This is a genomic window from Microcoleus sp. CAWBG27 (assembly GCF_020883145.1).
GTDB lineage: Bacteria > Cyanobacteriota > Cyanobacteriia > Cyanobacteriales > Microcoleaceae > Microcoleus.
In genome coordinates, this window is record NZ_JAHREU010000136.1 from 1 (window position 1) to 4,546 (window position 4,546).

Below are 4,546 nucleotides of genomic sequence, written 5' to 3' on the forward strand. Positions count from 1 at the left end.
CTAACTGGGTGATGCGATAATTGCACAGATTTCTGGGTGTTTTTACTCACTATTATCTCGGATAATTCACTTTTACCCCCTCAAGCAGTGTATGTGCCAGTTGGGGGTGCGGAATGTGGGTTATAAGGGGGAGTTTCGGCCGCTGAGTCAATGCGACACTCATCAGGCGGCGGTTATTTTGATCGTGTTAGTTGCGACTAGCGCAACGTAGGCGTACACGTGCGTGATATTGAGAGAAATTGTCGGAAAAAATGTTGCAGTTCCAAAAGTTTCTAAAATTCGATTGGCCGCGTTAATGTACGGGCTTAAGCATCGGTCGGGTGGCTGTTTTTGTAGCAGCCCCCGAGATTTGGCTTCTTTGATGATGAGGAAAACCTTGTGTGATTTGGCTTCGCTAAAATTATCAAATCGCTCTTTTGCGAGTTTCACACAAGCAGTAGTATGCTTGTTTTTGGTTTGTGCATTCATGATATGATTGCGGGTAGATTGGTCAGGATAGCTTGGATGCCAAGCGGTTAAAGTGTAATTTAGCCGCTTGTTTTTGTGATTAAATGTTGGGCTGAATGGCGTTTTCAGTTGCTTCTGATTCTCCTGGTGAGGGTTTCCCCACCCGCCGCTCAAACAAGAAGTTATTGTCTTTTGCCTTCTGGACTTTTGAAAGTAAATCGTCGATAAAATTTTCCACCTCGTCGTCTGCTACTGGTTTGTGGTGAGCCAAGACTTCATGTGCTATGTGTTTTGCTAAGGTTTCAGGATCTATGCCAAAAACGTCAGACAGCATACTTAGCAGGAGTGAATTAGTAAACGAGCACGAATAAATAATCCGTTTTTCATCTAAAGATAAGTCTTTGAAACTTGCTGCGGGTTGAGGGCTGTTGTCGGGAATGATGCGGATTGAATTTAGATTCAGTTTGCAACTGTCTAGCGCATTGTCTAGTATTTCCGATAGCTGCTCTAGAGCGCGGTAATTTCCTTGGCTCATGAGAATTAAATCGGCAATTTGCACGTCTAACCCCACAATTTTGGCTTGAATTGCAGGAGGAACTGAGGGCAAATCTGAATGCCTGTAAGTGAAAGTATTGTGCATGATTTTAAAGGACTAGAGATTAGGATGAGTCCGACACTTTGTCGGATCTATTTTTGCCAGCGATGGCTTTTTGATAGCTTTTCGATGGCACTCTGATAGCAAATCCTCTCTTTTTAGATTTAGATTTAATGTAGGCTTCCGCCCGATCGCAAATCTCTTCTTGTTCAGGCGTCAGTTCCGTTCCCTCAGGGGGTTCTTCGTCCGGCGACTCAGCGCCACTTATCAGCATTTCGAGGTATTTAGAAACGGTCATTCCTGCTGCTGCTGCTTTCTGTTGCAGCAATTGGTAGGCTTGTCCGCCGATGCGGACTTGCTTGGCTCTGTCCTCTGGGTTTTCGTCGAGTGCTTCGCTAATCTTGGCCGCTGTGATGAGTTCTGGGGGGAAACCATCGACAACGGTTTGCCACTTGTCTTGCAGTTGGGAATCGCCGTACTCGTAAGTTTTTGCAAACTTCAGAAGTGGGAGCGCTTGAGCTACGGAAGTAGGGAGAATCTTGAATTTGGATTTAATAAGCTCCAAGCAAATCTTGGCCGCTTGAATGATTTTCTTGCAGTAAAAGTGCGATCGCCCTAACGCGAGATTGCAGTATTCGGCAAAGTCCTTGTACTGCTGTTTGTACAGCCGGTACCGACACACGGCGTCCAGCATCACGCCTTGTCGCACGTAGTCTAGGAAAGAGCGTTTGATGCGCTGTGTGAGCAGAGCAATATCGTTATGTGGCACTTCGCGGGAAATCTCGGATTCAAAGTCGAGAAGAGGCTGAAATTCACTTTCTGGGGGTTCCCAGTAAATGTCGTTAAAGTCGGCGGTTGTTTCCATGATTAAAACTCGTGAGGATGGTCGTCTGAGTCGGCTGGGTCAAAAGGGATGGGGTCAACTTCCGCCTCCACCTCGACAGATTCTTCTGCCTCGCCCGCAGATTCCAGAGCGTGACTGTTGATGTCTAGAGAGTAAGTCGCTGGATTAATTCCTAGCCGCCTCAGGAATTTTTCCAGTCTTTGCATCTGAGCTCTGGCAGTTTTTATTTTGTCGTTTAGCATTCTCAAAGTTGATTCGCGCCTGTCGATTTCGTTGCCTAACTTTTGCAAGTTAACGACAATCTGATTCTCGGCATTAGTTTGGGTCAGTAACTCGTCAATCTGGGCTTTTAGTGCTGCGTATCCATCCGAGAGGCTGTCTACTTCGGCACTGATTTGTACCTCCCCTTGCTTATCGAGTTGCCCCCAAGAATTAGCTTTGTATGTCGGAATGGAAATTTTAATGTTGACCATTGGCTGTTAGTTGTTAGTAGTAGAGGAAGCGATCGCCCTCGCTCAAGAAACGATCGCACAAGAATGTAAGCATGATGGAAATATGGGTAGACAACCATAGTTAGAAGCTGGCATCACCTCCTGGGGGCGATCGCCCGCTCCAAAGTATTGCGCTGCGGGCGAACTTTTTGATGCGGTTTGCGCGATCGCCCGCAACGACACCCATGGGCGGAAAACTGGGAGGCTTTGGGTTGGGCAAGCGGGCGAAACTTCCCGCGTTGGGCGGCTCGTCTTTGTCGTTTTGCCGATCGCCCGCAGCGCCAAAAACAGGAATAAGGAATTCGCAAGTGCTGGAACTTTCGATTGTTTCGATTGCCGGTGAAAGTTCCAGCACTTTCATGGATGAAGCTTCCGGTGGCAAAATTTCGGCTGTTGGCTCGTACCAGTCCTCTGGACACGGTGTCCACTCGCACATCGAATCCATAGATACAGCAGGCGGTTCAAGGTTTTCGGCATCCCAGTGACGGGGGGCTGCGCTAAAGCCATCGAGGGATTCAATATCATCTGGGTTGCGATCAATCCAAGCGTCATAAGCAGCCCAAAATTCAAATTCTGTCGAATAGTCGTCGAAGTCTGGCGGCTCATCCACTGATTCCACCTCGAAATCAAGCAGGCTTAGTTGCCCGTCGTCGTTGACCTGATAGTGAACGTTCTCGGATTTGGGCGGGGAATATAGAGCTAGGAATCTCGAAGAAAAAGTGACACCGGGGGAATTTTCGATCAGCTCCTGGTGTTGAATTTCGATCGGCTCCAAAATGACTGCGGAGGACTTGAACAACTCCAGCAATTCGTGGGCTGTTGAAGTTTTGCGATCGACACCGGGGGGATTTTTGACCGCAGGAGCGATCGCACTTTGGCTCAATATTGGCTCATTCTCCAGCCTGCCTCTGTCCCCGGTGCCTCGGTTCGGAGGGCGATCGTCGGTGAAACTTGCTACATATGCGTCAATCTCGGCAGCGTGAGTCTGCTGGAACTCCTCAGCGTCGAATTGTTCAACCGCTGGGGCGATCGGCTGAGCGGCCCGTCTGGGATAAACGATGCGGCCGAATTTAGATTCGGTTAGCTCCTGGCGTTGAACTTCGATCGCCTCGGCAACCGGTTCGACTTCGACACCGGGGGAAGCTTCCAGCAGTTCCAGCAGTTCCAGCAGCGGGGGCTTAACTCCGGCAATGGCGTCAATCCAGTTTTGGCGGCAACGTCTGTCGCCTGCTGGAAGAATGTCAAGCTGGTAGCCGATTTCCTTCAATTTCTTAAAAGTCTTTTCCCGTAACTGTTCTAGGGTGTACATAGGTTCACGGTTAGTGGGGGAAAGGGCGGGTCAAGCAGTCCCGCCCGGTTCTTGCAGGGTATGTTCTGCCTTCGCACGTGCAGAATATGATATTATAATTGCACGTGCTAAAAATATATGTCAATAGTAGCACGTGCAATAATTGAGGGGAGTCTTAATATGGCTAGAAACTATGGGAAATCAGGGAAAGAAAACAGTAAACGCAACGGTTCGACTAGACCCGGAGGACTGGGACGCGCTGGAGGACAAGGCGAAAGCGATGGGGATGGAATCGAGAACGGAATTGATCCGGGCGATATCCCGGGGTTACATAGAGACTCGAAAAGCCCTATCACCACAGGAAAAGCAGGCTTTGGGAAAATGCTAAGCCAGTTGAGAGAATTGCAGCGCTCTCACCTGGCTTATGTCGAGTCTCATGAAGAAAGACTTCAGATGAGGCTAAAAGCAGCGCAAGAACATCACCAGAGTGTGACGGAACAAATGAAAATCCTTGAGCAGGAGATACTCAACCTTTTGGGGGAGACCGTCTCCTGATAGTAAAACCAGCATCCCTCGGGGGGCGCTGGTTTTGCGCTACTAATGACCAACAACTAATAACTGATAACTAATAACTGATAACCAAAGAGCGATCGCACTTATGAACAAAAAGGAACTCGTAGAAGCTGTTGCTGACAAAACCGAAGTAAGCCAGAAAACAACTAGCGTCACGCTGAACGCTGTGCTCGAAACAATAATAGAAGCCCTTGCCAGTGGCGACAAAGTAACCCTAGTAGGATTTGGCACTTTCGAGAGCCGCGATCGTAAAGCCCGTCAAGGCCGCAACCCCAAAACAGGCGAACCTATACAAATTGCTGCTGGTG

7 protein-coding genes are annotated in these 4,546 nt (G+C 48.6%); 2 read left to right on the forward strand and 5 right to left on the reverse strand.

Going from position 1 to position 4,546, the window contains the following annotated elements:
• Positions 1–162 precede the first annotated feature (162 nt).
• The 5 genes from QZ938_RS32725 to QZ938_RS32745 all read right to left on the reverse strand — a co-directional run bounded on the left by QZ938_RS32725 (position 163) and on the right by QZ938_RS32745 (position 3,686).
• On the reverse strand, positions 163–468 hold the full coding sequence (locus QZ938_RS32725; protein ID WP_293151257.1) for a hypothetical protein: 306 nt from the start codon (positions 466–468) through the stop codon (positions 163–165).
• A 79-nt stretch (positions 469–547) separates the two neighbouring features.
• On the reverse strand, positions 548–1,087 hold the full coding sequence (locus QZ938_RS32730) for a hypothetical protein (protein WP_293157772.1): 540 nt from the start codon (positions 1,085–1,087) through the stop codon (positions 548–550).
• 19 nt (positions 1,088–1,106) lie between these two features.
• A complete protein-coding gene (locus QZ938_RS32735; protein WP_293356483.1) occupies positions 1,107–1,907 on the reverse strand; it encodes a hypothetical protein in 801 nt (266 codons plus the stop codon).
• Positions 1,908–1,909: 2 nt separating this feature from the next.
• A complete protein-coding gene (locus QZ938_RS32740) occupies positions 1,910–2,359 on the reverse strand; it encodes a hypothetical protein (RefSeq protein WP_293157766.1) in 450 nt (149 codons plus the stop codon).
• Positions 2,360–2,459: 100 nt separating this feature from the next.
• A complete protein-coding gene (locus QZ938_RS32745) occupies positions 2,460–3,686 on the reverse strand; it encodes a hypothetical protein (protein ID WP_293356485.1) in 1,227 nt (408 codons plus the stop codon).
• A 172-nt stretch (positions 3,687–3,858) separates the two neighbouring features.
• Between QZ938_RS32745 and QZ938_RS33210 the strand changes: the two genes are divergently transcribed.
• Both QZ938_RS33210 and QZ938_RS32755 read left to right on the forward strand, forming a co-directional pair.
• Positions 3,859–4,053: a ribbon-helix-helix protein, CopG family gene (locus QZ938_RS33210; protein ID WP_363318927.1), complete on the forward strand. Its 195-nt coding sequence runs from the start codon at positions 3,859–3,861 to the stop codon at positions 4,051–4,053.
• A gap of 270 nt (positions 4,054–4,323) precedes the next feature.
• Positions 4,324–4,546 (forward strand): HU family DNA-binding protein (locus QZ938_RS32755; protein ID WP_293356491.1); only part of this gene is annotated, 223 nt, incomplete at its 3' end.